Below are 14730 nucleotides of genomic sequence, written 5' to 3' on the forward strand. Positions count from 1 at the left end.
GGAAGTGAAAGCAATCATTCTGACCGCCTGCCCCAGCGGCATGGCGACCAGCTACCTTGCCGCTCGCCGGCTCGAGCGCGCGGCACTGCGGCGCGGCTGGGAGGTAGAGGTGGAACTGCAGGGCGAACTCGGCGGGGGCCTGCGCCTCTCGGCGGATGCGATCGCGGCGGCTGACCTGGTCCTGGTCGCCGCCAGCCGGGCGGTCGATCTCTCCCGCTTCGAAGGCAAACGGCTCTACCGCGATGCGCTCGAGGCGGCGCTGCCCAACCCCGATCGCTTCCTCGATCGCGCCGAGTTTGCCGCTGAGACCTGGCATGACGATGGTGAGCGCGAGACCGCGGCGCCGGCCGAGAGCGGCGGATCGAGTGGCGTGCGCAGCGTGGTCGCGGTCACCGCCTGCCCGACTGGTGTCGCGCACACCTTCATGGCCGCCGAGGCGCTGGCGGAGGCGGGGCGTGCGATGGGGCTTTCGATCAAGGTCGAGACCCAGGGATCGGTAGGGGCGCAGAACAAGCTGGAGGCGGATGAGATCGAAGCCGCCGATGTGGTGCTGCTGGCCTGCGATATCGATGTCGATACCGCGCGCTTCGCCGGCAAGCGGATCTACCGCACCTCCACCGGAGCCGCGCTGAAGAAGTCGCGCCAGACGCTCGAGGCCGCGCTCGCCGAGGGTGCGGTGGAATCCGCCGGCGCCTCGACGGGCGGTGGGTCCAGCAGCGCCGGGCAGAAGAAGGGCATCAAGGAGCGCGGGGTCTACAAGCACCTGCTCACCGGGGTCTCGTTCATGCTGCCGATGGTGGTCGCGGGCGGATTGTGCATCGCACTCTCGTTCGTGTTCGGGATCACCGCCTTCGAGCAGGAGGGAACGCTCGCGGCGGCGCTGATGCAGATCGGCGGCGAAACCGCATTCGCTTTGATGGTGCCGGTACTGGCGGGCTATATCGCCTATTCGATCGCCGACCGGCCGGGGATCGCCCCCGGCATGATCGGCGGCATGCTCGCAAGCTCCCTTGGCGCGGGCTTCATCGGCGGTATCGTCGCGGGGTTTCTCGCCGGCTACTGCGCCCTGGCATTGGTGCGCTGGGTCAAGCTGCCTGCGAGCCTTGAGGCGCTGAAGCCGATCCTGATCGTGCCGCTGCTGGCAAGTCTGGTCACCGGCCTTGCGATGATCTACGTGATCGGCACCCCGGTCGCGGCGCTGCTCGATGCGCTGACCGCGTTCCTGAACTCGATGGGCTCGACCAATGCCGTGCTGCTCGGGCTGCTGCTCGGCGCAATGATGTGCGTCGATCTTGGCGGTCCGGTCAACAAGGCCTCCTACACTTTCGGCGTCGGGCTGCTGTCCACCCAGACCTATGCGCCGATGGCCGCGATCATGGCCGCCGGCATGGTGCCGCCGATCGCGATGGGGATCGCGACGCTGATCGCCAAGACCAAGTTCGCCGCCGCCGAGCGTGAGGCGGGCAAGGCGTCGCTGGTGCTAGGCCTGTGCTTCGTCAGCGAAGGGGCGATCCCCTTCGCCGCCAAGGACCCGCTGCGGGTGCTGCCGCTGTCGATCATCGGCGGCGCGATCACCGGTGGGTTGTCGATGCTCTTCGGGATCACCCTGATGGCGCCCCACGGCGGACTGTTCGTGCTGTTGATCCCTGGTGCGGTCAACCATGCGCTGCTCTACCTGATGGCGATCCTGGCCGGCTCGCTATTCACCGGTGTTCTCTACGCGCTGATCAAACGCCGCCCCGACGCAGTGGAGGCGGCGGCGACCGGACCCACCGGCGCGGTGGTGCCCAGCGCTTCGCACTGACGCCTCCACGCAAGAACGCGCCCCCGCGACATGTGAGCCGCGGGGGCGCGTTCGCTTCCGAGGGGATGATGCTCAGCCCTCGTGGCCGAGCTGCTCGTCCGGTACTTGCGGATTGGCGCCCGGCGCCTCGCGGTTGAGGTGCAGGAAGTGCAGGTGGCGCTCGTACTGGTCGAGGATGTCGTTGATCACCTGCTCGCGGGTGTAGCCCATCAGGTCGTAGCCCTGGGTGCCCTCCAGCAGGTAGACCTCGAGCCGGTAGTAGTTCGCATCGACGCGCTGGCTGCGAACCGCGAACGACGGCGAAGCATAGCGGCGCGGCCACAGTTGGTAGTTGAAGTCCTGCTCGTCGCCCATCGAGACGTGAAGGTCCAGGTGCGGCATCCCGCTCTCCTCGATCACACCCTCGGTGAGATGGACCGTGGCGCCCTGGCGCTCGAGCTCGCCCGCCACTTCCTTCATCGCCGGGCGATAGATCTCATCGATCGCGCGCAGGGTCTGGCGGCGGCCAGGGTAGGTCATCGAGCGCGACAGTCGCTGGCGCCAGCTGCGGTTCTGCCCGCGTTCGTCATTGAGGCGTCCGGAGAGCAGTCCTGAGAGGCTGCCCTTATGGCTATCCTGGCGAAACGCTTCGATCTTGAGCGACTTGTACAGCCCGATCATGATGAAGAAGATCACGAACGAGAAGGGCAGGCCCATGATGATCGTTGCGCTCTGCAGGGTCGGTACGCCGCCGACCGACAGCATCGCAAGCGTCAGCAGACCGATCGCCACCGACCAGAAGATTCTCAGCCAGTTGGGCGCATCGCTGTTGGCGTCTTTGAGGTAGGAGGTGAAATTGCCCAGCACCAGCGAACCCGAGTCCGCCGAGGTGACGTAGAACAGAAGCCCGGTGACGGTGGCGAGCGAGGCGCTGAAGGAGACCCAGGGATACTCGGCGAGCAGCGAATAGAACGCCCGCTCGGGATGGTTCATCGCCACCTCGCCGAAGGCGTCGTTGCCATTGAGCACGATATCCAGCGCGCTGTTGCCGAATACCGACAGCCAGATCAGGGTGAAGATGAACGGAATGATCAGCGTGCCGGCGACGAACTGGCGAATGGTGCGCCCGCGCGAGATACGCGCGAGGAAGAGGCCGACGAACGGTGCCCAGGCGATCCACCAGGCCCAGAAGAACAGGGTCCAGGAGTTCAGCCATTCGACAGGGCGGTCGAAGGCGAAGGTGTTCAGCGTCATGCCGAGGAAGCCGTCGAGGTAGTCGCCGACGTTCAGTACCAAGGCGTTGAGCAGGAAGATGGTATCGCCGGCGAAGAGCACGAACAGGATCAGCAGGATCGCGAGCAGCACATTGAGCTCGGAAAGCCGGCGAATGCCCTTGTCGACTCCGGAGACCACCGAGATCGTCGCCATGATCACCGAGAGCAGGATGAGCGCGGCCTGGGCGGAGAGCCCCTCGGGAACGCCGAAGAGGAAGTTGAGCCCATAGTTGAGCTGGACCACGCCGATGCCGAGCGAAGTGGCGATGCCGAAGATGGTGCCGAGTACCGCGGCGGTGTCCACGGTATGGCCGATCGGGCCGTGGATGCGTTTGCCGATCAGCGGATAGAGCGCGGAGCGGATGGTCAGCGGCAGGTTGTAGCGAAAGCTGAAGTAGGCGAGCGTCATCCCCATCAGGGCGTACATCGCCCAGCCAGTGACGCCGTAGTGGAACATCGTCCACACCACGGCCTGGCGCGCGGCCTCGTTGGTGCCCCCCTGGCCCTCTGGCGGGGCGAGGAACTGGGTGATCGGCTCGGCCACGGCGAAGAACATCAGGTCGATGCCGATCCCGGCGGCGAACAGCATCGCCGCCCAGGTGAACAGGCTGAACTCCGGCTTCGACTGCTCTGGACCCAGCTTGATGTTACCGAAGCGGGAGCAGGCGACCACCACGACGAAGACGATGTAGAGCGTGGCCGCGAGGAAGTAGTACCAGCCGAATCCCTCTGAGATCCAGCCGAGCAGCAGGTTGATCGTATGGTTTGCGGAGGTGGGGGCGATGATCGACCAGACGGCCAGGGCGATGATCAACGTCGCCGAACTGAAGAACACGACAGGATTGAGCCTGTCTCGTTTGGCGACCTGGTTATCTTGGCTATCAAGCATAGGGTGTATCCGATCGGTTGCTGGAAGACACCCTGTATCGGCGATTGGAACCCGGACACCCGTCATGGCGGGCGTTCTCGGTCGTTCCAGCGTCGCGGGTGTGTTTTATTGATTGTTCAATCAATAAAAATACTTGATTGTAATTGCCTGTTCAACCTCGATTCCAATTATGGAACGAATCGTCTCACCTCAGCTGAACCCTGCGAAAGTACCAGACCCATCAACATTAAGGTTTCCTATACTGGTAGTGCGGAGGGCACGAAGCAGGCTCGTGGCTCCAGCCATCATAGGTCGTGGTCGACGAGCTGCCCAGGTGAACGAGGTGCTCACTGCGCATTACTCGCCCTGATCGTTCGCCAGTCGACTGAGGAGGTGGATGATGGACGCTTTCATCGATACCCTGATGACCTTTCCCGTGGTCCTGTTCGCCATTCTCTCGGCCATCTCGCTGCTTTACTGGGCGCTGGTGGCGACCCGTCTGGTGAAAGCCGAGCTGTTCGATCCCATCAGCCTGAAAGATCGCCACCTGGCGTGCGTGTTCCGCTCGCTGGGCCTCGGTGGCGTGCCGGTCAGCCTCTCGCTGAGCCTGGTCTGCATCTTCGCGACGGTGATCAGCTTCGCGATCGAGGCGTTGGTCATGCGCTGGTTCGATCTTGGCATGATGGGGATCCTCGTCGGCATCGTCGAGATCTGGCTGGTGACCACCATCGCGATCCAGCTCACCCGCCCGGTGGTACGCATGCTGCGCCCGCTCGCGACCAGGCTGGGCGCCACGCGGTGCCGTCTCGGATCGCGGGTGGAGGTGGTCGATCAGCTCGGCCCTGACGAGTATGAAGTGCGTCCGCTCGATGGCACCGTGGGCGAGACCCTGCGAGTCAGCGCCAAGTCACCGGTTCGCTTCGCGCTTGGTGAGAGGCTGGTGCTGGTCAAGTGCCTCTCCGAGGGAAGAAACGGCGGAGACTATCGTGCGGTGAGTGAGTCGAGCTTCATCGATGAGCAGCAGCTGCAGCACCAGCGTTCGCATGGCGGCGGGGCGGCATGAGTGGATAAGCGGGAGATGGAGATAAAGAAGGCGCGCCCTGGAGCGCGCCTTTTTGCGGGGTGGGGTCGGGATCGACCGATCAGCCCTGACTGGGCGGGAGCTCCGTCGGGGCTGGCCCAGCTTCGCCGTGATGCATCGGGCGCGGCGGCTGGGTCAGCGCCTCGAAGGCGGCGAGCTGGTCGGCGTCCAGCACCTCGGCCAACGCTTCGTGGCGCTGGGTCAAGAGCTGCTCGAACGCGGCCTTGCGAGCTTCGCGACGATCACCCTTGTCCTCGCCCTGCTCACGCGGGCCGGGCTTGTCGGTGCGTTGCGGATGCTGGGCCTTGAGCCCTTCGATGAAGGTGCGCTGCGCGCTCACTACCTGTTCGCGGCTCGCCGGGTCGAGATTCCAGCTTTCCATCAGCGGGGTAAAACGCTGCTCGAAATCCTGCGTCAGGCGTTCAGGATCGAGGCGTGGGCGCTCCGGCCCGTGCTGCCCGGGCATCGGCCGCTCGAGCATCAGATAGGCGCGCTGCTGTTCGGCATCCAAAATCTGTGCGAGGCGCGTGCGCTGCTGTTCGAGCAGTTCGTCCATCGCTTGCCGGTGCGTTTGCGGTGAAGCCGCTTCGTCGCGTTGATCGCGCAGCTGTTGGCGCTGAGCGCGGAACTCCGCATCGGCCTCGGCCAGGGCGCGGGTCTGATCGGCATCGAGATGCCAGCTCGCCACCACCGCCTGCTTGAGCGGGTTGCCTCGCGACACCTGATCATCGGCGGGCGACTGGGCTTGGGCGAAGGAGGAAAGGGTCGCTGCGGCGACCGCCAGGGCAAGTAGGGTCTTCTTCATGCTGATACTCCTCGGTACTGACGCCTCATGGCGTTGGTGTCAGTATCCGAGGGAGTGATGCAACCAGTATGCAGTCAGCGTGGAAGAATCCCCATCAATGGTGCAGTAATTGGTCACCACGGGACGATGTTGGTGCATTCAGCTCAACGTGGCTCGGGGCTGTACTTGTAGCCGACGCCATAGACCGAGTGGATGATCTCCCTGGTGGGCCAAGCGTCTGCGATCTTCTTGCGCAGCTTCTTCACGTGGCTGTCGACGGTGCGCTCGGAGACGATCCTGTGGTCGCGATACATCTGCTCCATCAACTGCTCGCGGGAGTAGATCCGCCCCGGGTTCTGCATCATCACGCTGAGCAGCTGGAACTCGATTGCGGTGAGCCCGAGATCCTGCCCGTCGGCGAGCGCGCGCCAGCCCTGCGGGTCGAGCACCAGTCCCTGTTTGGCCGCCCCCTCGGGGCCCTGCTCTTCGCTGCTCTCCATCCGACGCAGCAGCGCCTTGCAGCGCGCCAGTACCTCGCGCGGACTGAACGGCTTGCAGATGTAGTCGTCGGCGCCGATCTCGAGGCCCAGCAGGCGGTCGATCTCCTCCACCCGGGCGGTGAGCATGATGATGCCGATCTGGGGCGAGCGGTAGCGTATCTCTCGACACAGGGTCAGCCCATCTCGTCCTGGCAGCATCACGTCGAGCAGCACGAGCTTCGGCGCATGATGCTCGAGCCACGGCAGCACTTCGTCGCCGTGGGCGATGTGGGTGGCGGTGTAGCCCGCGCTCTTCAGGTAGTCGGAGACCAGTTCGGCAATCTTCGGCTCGTCCTCGACGATCAGGATGTCACTCACCTCGTTCACCTCTCGTGCGATCCGCGTTTGACGCTCTCGCGTTGGTAATCTTGACGAAACATGCGTTCACTCGACCAGCGGCAGGTGGACGGTCCAGCGCAGGCCACCCAATGGCGCGGCGGAGGCCCGCATCGTACCGCCGTGGAGCTCGACCAGTGCCAGTGCGATCGAAAGCCCCAGGCCGCTGCCTCCACGCTGGCGGTTGCGCGAGGCGTCCAGGCGGAAGAGCCGCTCGGTCAGGCGGTCGAGGGCATCGACCGGCACGCCAGGTGCCGAATCCTCCCAATTCACCACCGCGTGGGTGCGTGTCGCTTGGAGTGTGACTCGAATGCGCCCGGGCGTATCGGTGTAGGCCTGGGAATTGTCCAGCAGATTACGCCACAGCTGACGCAGCCGATAGGGTGCCCCTTGGATGTGGATGCGCTGTTCGATCCGGGTCTCTAGTTCGAAGCCCGCGTTCTCCAATGCGTGGCGGCGCTCCTCGAGCTGGGTGGAGAGCAGCTCGCCGAGGTCGAGGCGCTCCAGCGGCGCGTCCAAACTGTGGGTATCGGTCTGGGCGAGCAGGCGCAGGTCGTTGACCAGCCGGCTGAGCAGCTCGACCTCCTGGCTCAGCGAGCGCAGATTGTCGACGTTCATCGGCCTGACGCCATCCTGCATCGCCTCCAGCTCGCCGCGCAGAATCGCCAGCGGCGTACGCAGTTCGTGGGCGATGTCGGCGCCCCAGCGGCGCCTCGCGGCGCGATTCTGTTCGAGGGTCCGCGCGAGCGTATTGATGTCGCTGGACAGCCGCGACAGCTCGTCCTGGCCCTGGGTCGGCAGCCTGACCCGATAATCGCCGAGGGTCAGTGACTGCGCGGCCAGCGCCATCAATCGCGCACGCCTGCCGAGCCATAGCGCGATCCCCGCGGCGAGCACCAGTGAGGCGGGCAGCAGTGCGAGCAGGATCACCGCCAGGTTACGCAGCTGGTTGCGCAGGAAGATCCGGTCGAGGGTGGTCGAGACGTGCTCGGCGGTTGGGTAGCCGAGTGCGCCGACGGTTTCGCCGGCGACCACGATAGGCACGCGTTCGAACGCTTCGTTGGGCGGCCGCCGGCCCTCGAGACGGCGGCCGTCTGCGTCGTAGAGCACGAACTGGCGCGGATCGGAAAGCGGCGGGATGAAGGGCGGCGCATTGTCCGGTGGCTCCGGCGGCATATCCAGCGGATCACCCGGGCGCGTGCCCATCGAATCACGCAGGGTCTGCGTCCAGGCGCCGCGATCGCGTAGCCACGACCAGCTGCGGTCGACCGACCAGCGCTCGCCGAGCACCTCCACCAAGGCCTCGACCTGATGCTGCTGGCCGCGCTTGATGTACTCGAGGAACCCTTGGTCGATGCTGCGCGCGACCGAAAAGTAGATCACCCCGCTGATCAGCAGGTTGACCAGCAGGATGGTGAAGAACAGCTTGATGCTCAGGCGACTCAGCATGGCGGCCATCGTTGACGGTGGAAGCGCGGCGAACCGGGTTGCGGTTGGCACAGTCTAGGGGATGCCAGCGACCGAAGTAGCACAATCAATGTGCAAGACATCGCTCAGACTGTGAACGCCAGTAGCGTCAGCATCAGCGGTGGCGCCAGCGCCGAGAGCAAAAAGCCGCTGACCAGCGCGACCGGCACGCAGGAGAGTCCGCCGGCGCGTCGAATCAGCGGCAGGGTGACGTCCATCGCGGTGGCACCGCAGTAGCCGATCGCGGTGCCTGGCGTGTGGCGGATCAGCAGCGGCAGCAGCAGCACCGCGAGCAGCTCGCGGGCGAGATCGTTGAAGAAGGCGATTCCACCGTAGAACGCGCCGAGCTGATCACTGATCAGGATGCCTGAGAGCGAGTACCAGCCGAAGCCCGAGGCCAGCGCCATGCCTTGGTGCACGGGCAGTCCGAGCAGCGGCGCGGCGATCGCTCCCGCGACCAGCGAGCTGAATACCAGCGCGATGGCGATCCGCACGCCGAGCGTGTTGAGCAGCACTCGCTTGAGCGAGATGTCGGCGTGGCGCAGCTGGTGGCCGATCAGGCCCAGCAGCAGATAGAGCGCGGCTTCGGCGGCGCTACCCGCATGGTCCGCGAGCAGCGGCAGGAGGAGCCCCGCGACGGTGCCGGCCGCCACGGCGACAAGCAGCATCACCGAGCTGCCCAATGAGGCCGCAAGCCCCGAGGTGGGGACAAAGGCACTGGCGTCCTGCTCGCTGGTTCCGCGCCTGCCGACCAGCAGCCACAGCGCGGCAAGATTGCAGACGGCGAGAATCACGAACAGCGTCGCTGCCTGCAGGCCGATGCGCCCGAGCTGGCGACCGAGGTCGTCGAGTCCGGCGAGGCTTGCGCCCATCAGGGCGAGGATCAAATAGACGATGAGCTCGAGCAGCCTCCCGACGGCGTGTTCGAAACGCGGGCCACGCGGCGGCAGCAGATAGCCGAGCAGCAAGGGGAGCAGCATCAGAAGCAGGCCAGCACTCATCAGGGGCGATCCATGAGGTAATAGTAGAGAAGGGGGAGAGGCTAACGATCGCCGAGTACGTCGAGAAAATCGTCGCGGGCGCCTTCGATCTGGGCTAGCGAGGCGACGCGGGCGGCCTCGGGATCACGCGCGCGCAGCGCGTCGAGGATCGCGCGATGGCGCGGCAGCGACAGGCTGTCGCGGTCGAGCCGGCGGCTCGATACCTTGATCGACTCCCCAAGCGCCTTGGACAGCATTTGGCACAGATGGGCGAGCAGGTCATTGTGGGTGGCGCGGGCGATGAGGACGTGGAACTCCAGATCCGGCGCAAGCCGGTCGCGTCGCGAGCGGGCCCTGCTCATCTTTGAAAAAGCCGACTCGATCGCCTCGAGCTCGTCGCCGCTCGCCGCTGTCGCGGCCAGCGCGGCCGCGGCGGGTTCGATAATCAGACGCACCGCGAACAGATCCTCGAACAGCCCGGTCGAAAGCTCCGCACCGACCATCCAGCCAAGCACGTCCGGGTCGAGCAGGTGCCATTCGGCGCGTGGGCGAACCACCGAGCCGACCTTGGGCTTGGCGTGCACCAGCCCCTTGGCGCCCAGTACCCGCAGTGCCTCACGCAGCACCGGCCGGCTCACGCCATAGGTGGCGAGCATCTCGCTTTCATGTGGCAGGCGGTCGCCCGGCGCAAGCTCGGAGGTCACGATCCGAGCGCCAAGATCGCGAATGATCTCGGCGTGGCGATGCTTGCGGGCGGGTGGAGTGGAGGACATCGATACGGATACTCGTCGGCTCGACACGGAGGCTGGCCGCAGAGTCTAGCACGGGCGCTCCAGGTTTCAGCGCGGGGCGTCGATCGCGGCGGGAGTGAATGCGGTCAGCCACATCTGGCTGTCGAGCACCTCACTCTTGTAGTAGTCGACCTTGACCATCAGTCCCGGGTAGCGGGGATCGACATAGAAGTCGAAACGCCGATCTGGATGCCGTGGATCGCGCGCCTCGACTTGCACCGTAGGCCAGCGGCCAAGCGCGGTGTCGATGGTTGGGGTGGCGACGACGCGGTACTCGAGGCTGCGGGTGCGCTGCCGGTGGTCGAGATAGTCCACCCGGCACGGTGGCGTCCGCTCGTTTCGACACTGGGGATCGTCGAGGCGGCGCCCGATCTCGATCAGCGCGGTCTGCCGGTCCGGCAGGCCTTTGCTTTGCTCGGGATCGAATCGATAGTCCTTGCCGAAGCCGAGCAGCCGGTAGCGGCTTTGGAAATCGTCGGCGATCAGGCGATCGCCATCCTCGTCCAGGTGGAACTGCCCATACTCGCGTCCGCTGGCGATGCTGGCCGAAGCCGTCATCAGGCTGCTCCACTCGCCGTCGCTCTGGCGTTCCAAGCGCTGCTCGATGGTCGCCTGGGGCCAGCCGCCGGCCTTGAGCCGGTACTCGGCGGTGAACGGGTAGGGCGGCCGCGGTTCGGCCTGGGCTACGCTCGCAAGCCCAGTCAGCAGCGTGGCGAGCCCCAGCGTTGCGGCGCGAGGCAGTCGAATCATCGGTGCGTCCCTGCGGTGGGGGTTGGGGCCGGAGGCGCGGACATCTGCATGCTCTGACGCCGCCAAGGCGTATGGGTTCAATCATGTGTTTTCGAGCACTGCCCTTTCGGTCCTCGTCGGCCTCTGCTTAGAATCGATCAAAGGGAGTCCCCGCCGATCCGATCGAGGAGCATCAAGATGCAGTGGCGATTCGCACGACGAGCCGAAGGCAGCGTGAGCTCCGCGGTTCGGGAGATCCTCAAGGTCACCGAGCGTAGCGAGGTGATCTCCTTCGCCGGCGGTCTGCCCGCGGTCGAGAGCTTTCCGCTCGAGGCGCTGCGCGAGGCGAGTCGTCGGGTATTCGAAGGTGACGACGCCGAATCCGCCCTGCAGTATGCGACCACCGAAGGCTATGCGCCGCTTCGCCAATGGATCGCCGCGCGACTTTCGCGCGATGGCGTAAGCATCGACCCCCGGCAGGTGCTGCTCACCACCGGCTCGCAGCAGGCGCTCGACCTGATCGGCAAGGCATTGATCGACCCGGGCGACCGGGTGCTGGTCGAGACCCCGACCTATCTTGGCGCGCTGCAGGCGTTTCGGCTCTACGAGCCGGATTTCGTCTCGCTGCCGAGCGACGACCAGGGGCTCGATCCCGAAGCCTTGAACGCGGCGCTGCTCGACGGTGCCAAGTGCCTCTATACGATCCCTAACTTCCAGAATCCCACCGGACGTCGGCTGCCGCTGGCGCGCCGGCAGGCGCTGGCGGCACTGGCCGAGCAGCGCGGGCTGACCCTGATCGAAGACGATCCCTACGGCGAGCTCGACTACCAAGGGGCGCATCTGCCCAGCCTGCTCGCCCTGGCACCGCGCAACACCCTGCACCTGGGGTCGTTCTCCAAGGTGCTCTCCCCGGGGATGCGGCTAGGCTACGTGGTCGGTCCGGTCGAGGTGATCGACAAGCTGGTCCAGCTCAAGCAGGCGAGCGATCTCCACACCGCCGGGCTTACGCAGCGGATCGTCTTCGAGGCGGTCAAGGATGGATTGCTCGAGCGTCACCTGCCGCAGGTGCGCAAGCTCTATGCCCGGCGCTGCGAGGCCATGCTGGATGCGCTGGCGCGGCACATGCCGCAGGGTGTGCACTGGCATCGACCTGAAGGCGGGATGTTCATCTGGGTCGAGCTCCCGGCGGGAGTGGACGCCAGCCTGCTGTTCGAACGTGCGATCGCGGAAGATGTCGCTTTCGTGCCCGGCGCCCCTTTCTATGCCAACCAAGCCGAGCTCAACACCCTGCGCCTCGCCTTCGTCACCGTCGATGAGCTGCGCATCGAAGCGGGCATCGCGCGTCTCGGCGCGCTGCTTGGCGAGATGCTCGAGGCAGAGCCGGCGAGCGTTGTGGGGCTTGAAGTCTAGAGACGCTCAGGCTCGATCAGGCCGGTTTCACCAGGCCAGAAATGAGTGCGAAGCCCGAGCACTCCTGATGCTGGCGCATCAGCTGGCCGATGAGGCTGCCGCGGCCTTTCGCGCTTCGTTCAGCGCACCAGGCAGCTGAGCGGTTCGCCGGCATCGAGTGCGGCGAGGTTGTCCAGGGCGCGCTGGCGCTGGGCGCCTTGGGCCTGGTGGGTGAGCGGTGCGATATGCGGGCTGAGCAGCATCCGCGGGCTGCGCTTAAGCGCCTCCGGCACCTTGGGCTCGTGCTCGAACACATCGAGCGCGGCGCCGCCCAGGATGCCCTGCTCGAGTACCTCGATCAGCGCGGTCTCATCGACCACGTAGCCGCGCGAGACATTGACCAGATAGCCTTCGCTGCCCAGCGCAGCCATCACTTCACGGTTCACCGCATGGCGGTTGTAGGCCCCGGCGCGCACCGTGACCATCAGCACGTCGCACCACTCGGCCAGCGCCTCGAGGCTCGGCAGGTAGCGATACGCTACGTCGGCATGCGGCGCGCGGCCGCAGTAGCCGATCTCCATCTCCATGGCCTGCGCGCGGCTCGCCACCCGGCGGCCGATCTCACCCAGCCCGTAGATGCCCAAGCGCCGGCCGACCAGCCCCGGTGAGAGAGGCAGCGCGGAGAACCCATTGCCTTGCCAGCGCTCACCGCGGACGTAGTCATGCGCGGCGACGATACCCCGTACCCCCGCGAGCATCAGTCCAGTCGCGTACTCGGCAACGCTCGAGGCGTTGGCGTCGCCTGCATTGGTCACCCGCACTCTGCGCTCGGCGGCGGCGTCGAGATCGATACGATCGAAGCCGGTGCCGTAGCAGACGATCAGCTCGAGCGCGGGCAGCGCATCGAGCAGCGTCGCATCGATCGGCAGCCCGCCCTTGGTGATCATCGCTCGCACCGCGTCGCTCCCCGGCGGCAGCGCCGACGGTTCCATGCGCTCTAGCGGACCGAGCAGCCGATAGCGACTTTCGAGTTCGGCGATGAAGTCGGCGGGAAGCGAGAAGGTCATCAGCACGTTAAAGGGCATGGTCGGCCAAGGCTCCTGGTCAGGTGGGCTGCGTCGACGCTCGGCGCACGCGGGCAGGTGTGGATATTTCGATGGTATACCACTGGTATGGTATTTGCACCGCAGTGCGCAAAGGGGAGCCGCAATGCCCGGCGTTGCGGGCTTTCACCGCGCTTTGCGGTGAGGTTGGCGGGCTGTGGCGGTGCAGTTTGATCGCAATCGGGCGCCATGTTGGTGCAACGACTGAGACCCATCCCCTCGCTCGGTTCTCCATCATCCAGCTGCATGAGGTCAGTGCAATGTCGCAGGCCAGTTGTCCACCCGACCCGCGAGCCCTCGCCGAGCGACTGTTCGGCGCGCTCGCCGAGATCGGCTGCGATCCGCCGGGCATCACCCGCGACGCCTACGGCGACGGTGAGCAGCGCGCCTTCGAGACCATCGCCAGCACGGCGCAGTCGCTCGGCGGCTCGATCGAGCGAGACGCGGCGGCCAACCTCTACTGCCGCTTCGCTGGCGCTTCCCCCGAGCTGCCGATGTGGGTCAGCGGCTCCCATCTGGACTCGGTGCCCCACGGCGGCAATTTCGATGGTGCCGCCGGGGTGATCGCACCGCTGTGCGCGCTGGCCAAATTGGCCGCCGAAGGCCGGCGTCCGCTGCGCGACGTGGTGGTCGCCGCTTTTCGTGCCGAAGAGAGCACCTGGTTCCCGCTCTCCTATCCTGGCAGCCGCGCCGCCTTCGGCATGCTCGATGCCGAGGCGCTGCGGCTGACCCGGGCCGATAGCGGCCGATCGCTGGCCGATCACCTTCGCGAGTGCGGTGGCGATCCCGAGCGTGTCGCCGCTGGCGAGGCCTGGCTCGAGCCCGCTCGCCTGCACGGTTTCATCGAGCTGCACATCGAACAGGGGCCGCTGCTCGAACATCGCGGCGCGCCGCTCGGTGTGGTCAGTGGGATCAGCGGCAGCTTTCGCTATCGCCGTGCGCGTCTGCTCGGGACCCATGGCCACTCCGGCGCGGTGCCGCGCGAGCTGCGCCAGGACACGGTGTTCGCCTTCGCCGCGCTGGTCGGCGAACTCGATGCGCTGTGGAGCGATCTCGAGCGCCGCGGCGAGCGGGCGACGATCACCTGCGGCCAGGTGCACACCGACCCGACGGTGGATGCCTTCAGCAAGATCCCCGGCGAGCTCGGGTTCTGTCTCGATGTGCGCAGCGAGCGGGAGGGGACGCTTTTGGAGATCGAGGATGCGCTGGGGGCGATGCTCGCCCGGATCGAGCGCGAGCGCGGCGTGAGGGCGGAGCTTGGCGAGCGCACCTCGAGCAGGCCGGCGCGGATGGACCCGGGGCTGCGCCGGCTGCTGCGGGAGGCGGCCGAGCGAGCCGGGCTGGACCCGCCGACGCTGCCGAGCGGTGCCGGACACGACGCGGCGACCTTCTCTCATCAAGGGGTGCCGAGCGCGATGCTGTTCGTGCGCAACCAGCACGGCAGCCACAACCCCGAGGAGGCGATGGCGCTGGAAGACTTCTTCGATGCGAGCTCGGTGCTCGCCGAGGTTCTGGCGCAATGAGCGCCGCGACGACAGCCGCTGGCGCCAGTGCGCGCCGCCGGCAGGGCAATGTAGACAACCACAACGACGATCCTGGAGTTTTC

At 66.2% G+C, this 14730-nt stretch carries 12 protein-coding genes; 4 read left to right on the forward strand and 8 right to left on the reverse strand.

The window, feature by feature from the left end; all coding sequences use genetic code 11:
* Positions 1-4: 4 nt before the first annotated feature.
* On the forward strand, positions 5-1804 hold the full coding sequence (locus A5892_RS06210) for a PTS fructose-like transporter subunit IIB (protein ID WP_150123500.1): 1800 nt from the start codon (positions 5-7) through the stop codon (positions 1802-1804).
* 72 nt (positions 1805-1876) lie between these two features.
* Here the strand turns inward: A5892_RS06210 and A5892_RS06215 are convergent, their stop codons facing one another.
* Positions 1877-3946, reverse strand: coding sequence for a choline transporter (locus A5892_RS06215; protein WP_064122065.1), 2070 nt, complete (start codon positions 3944-3946; stop codon positions 1877-1879).
* A gap of 379 nt (positions 3947-4325) precedes the next feature.
* Between A5892_RS06215 and A5892_RS06220 the strand changes: the two genes are divergently transcribed.
* Positions 4326-4988: a hypothetical protein gene (locus tag A5892_RS06220; RefSeq protein WP_064122066.1), complete on the forward strand. Its 663-nt coding sequence runs from the start codon at positions 4326-4328 to the stop codon at positions 4986-4988.
* Between the two features lie 79 nt (positions 4989-5067).
* Here the strand turns inward: A5892_RS06220 and A5892_RS06225 are convergent, their stop codons facing one another.
* From A5892_RS06225 to A5892_RS06250, 6 genes are all read right to left on the reverse strand, one after another.
* Positions 5068-5811 carry a hypothetical protein gene (locus A5892_RS06225; protein ID WP_064122067.1) on the reverse strand — a complete coding sequence of 248 codons (744 nt, stop codon included), beginning with the start codon at positions 5809-5811 and terminating at the stop codon, positions 5068-5070.
* A gap of 143 nt (positions 5812-5954) precedes the next feature.
* Positions 5955-6656 (reverse strand): response regulator, encoded by a 702-nt coding sequence (locus A5892_RS06230; protein ID WP_064122068.1) that lies wholly within the window; start codon positions 6654-6656, stop codon positions 5955-5957.
* A 57-nt stretch (positions 6657-6713) separates the two neighbouring features.
* Positions 6714-8114: an ATP-binding protein gene (locus A5892_RS06235; protein ID WP_223302806.1), complete on the reverse strand. Its 1401-nt coding sequence runs from the start codon at positions 8112-8114 to the stop codon at positions 6714-6716.
* 104 nt (positions 8115-8218) lie between these two features.
* Positions 8219-9133: a lysine exporter LysO family protein gene (locus A5892_RS06240; protein ID WP_064122070.1), complete on the reverse strand. Its 915-nt coding sequence runs from the start codon at positions 9131-9133 to the stop codon at positions 8219-8221.
* Between the two features lie 41 nt (positions 9134-9174).
* Positions 9175-9885 (reverse strand): FadR/GntR family transcriptional regulator, encoded by a 711-nt coding sequence (locus A5892_RS06245; protein ID WP_064122071.1) that lies wholly within the window; start codon positions 9883-9885, stop codon positions 9175-9177.
* A 66-nt stretch (positions 9886-9951) separates the two neighbouring features.
* Positions 9952-10653, reverse strand: a complete 702-nt coding sequence (locus tag A5892_RS06250; protein ID WP_064122072.1) for a hypothetical protein — start codon at positions 10651-10653, stop codon at positions 9952-9954.
* Positions 10654-10830: 177 nt separating this feature from the next.
* Here A5892_RS06250 and A5892_RS06255 point away from each other — a divergent pair, with 177 nt between their 5' ends.
* The gene (locus A5892_RS06255) at positions 10831-12042 is read left to right on the forward strand and encodes an aminotransferase-like domain-containing protein (protein WP_064122073.1); all 1212 of its coding nucleotides are present in this window, start codon (positions 10831-10833) and stop codon (positions 12040-12042) included.
* A 119-nt stretch (positions 12043-12161) separates the two neighbouring features.
* Here the strand turns inward: A5892_RS06255 and A5892_RS06260 are convergent, their stop codons facing one another.
* Positions 12162-13106, reverse strand: a complete 945-nt coding sequence (locus A5892_RS06260; RefSeq protein ID WP_064122074.1) for a 2-hydroxyacid dehydrogenase — start codon at positions 13104-13106, stop codon at positions 12162-12164.
* A gap of 278 nt (positions 13107-13384) precedes the next feature.
* On the opposite strand from A5892_RS06260, the gene A5892_RS06265 reads away from it, so the two are divergent.
* Entirely contained in the window at positions 13385-14647 is a 1263-nt protein-coding gene (locus A5892_RS06265) for a Zn-dependent hydrolase (RefSeq protein WP_064122075.1), read from the forward strand.
* Positions 14648-14730 lie beyond the last annotated feature (83 nt).

Source organism: Halotalea alkalilenta, from assembly GCF_001648175.1.
GTDB classification, from domain to species: Bacteria; Pseudomonadota; Gammaproteobacteria; order Pseudomonadales; family Halomonadaceae; genus Halotalea; species Halotalea alkalilenta_A.

Coding starts and splice junctions, on each gene's coding strand:
- A5892_RS06240 (WP_064122070.1), bottom strand. CDS start 9,133: ATGAGTGCTGGCCTGCTTCTGATGCTGCTCCCCTTGCTGCTCGGCTAT.
- A5892_RS06225 (WP_064122067.1), bottom strand. CDS start 5,811: ATGAAGAAGACCCTACTTGCCCTGGCGGTCGCCGCAGCGACCCTTTCC.
- A5892_RS06255 (WP_064122073.1), top strand. CDS start 10,831: ATGCAGTGGCGATTCGCACGACGAGCCGAAGGCAGCGTGAGCTCCGCG.
- A5892_RS06235 (WP_223302806.1), bottom strand. CDS start 8,114: ATGCTGAGTCGCCTGAGCATCAAGCTGTTCTTCACCATCCTGCTGGTC.
- A5892_RS06215 (WP_064122065.1), bottom strand. CDS start 3,946: ATGCTTGATAGCCAAGATAACCAGGTCGCCAAACGAGACAGGCTCAAT.
- A5892_RS06250 (WP_064122072.1), bottom strand. CDS start 10,653: ATGATTCGACTGCCTCGCGCCGCAACGCTGGGGCTCGCCACGCTGCTG.
- A5892_RS06220 (WP_064122066.1), top strand. CDS start 4,326: ATGGACGCTTTCATCGATACCCTGATGACCTTTCCCGTGGTCCTGTTC.
- A5892_RS06265 (WP_064122075.1), top strand. CDS start 13,385: ATGTCGCAGGCCAGTTGTCCACCCGACCCGCGAGCCCTCGCCGAGCGA.
- A5892_RS06245 (WP_064122071.1), bottom strand. CDS start 9,885: ATGTCCTCCACTCCACCCGCCCGCAAGCATCGCCACGCCGAGATCATT.
- A5892_RS06260 (WP_064122074.1), bottom strand. CDS start 13,106: ATGCCCTTTAACGTGCTGATGACCTTCTCGCTTCCCGCCGACTTCATC.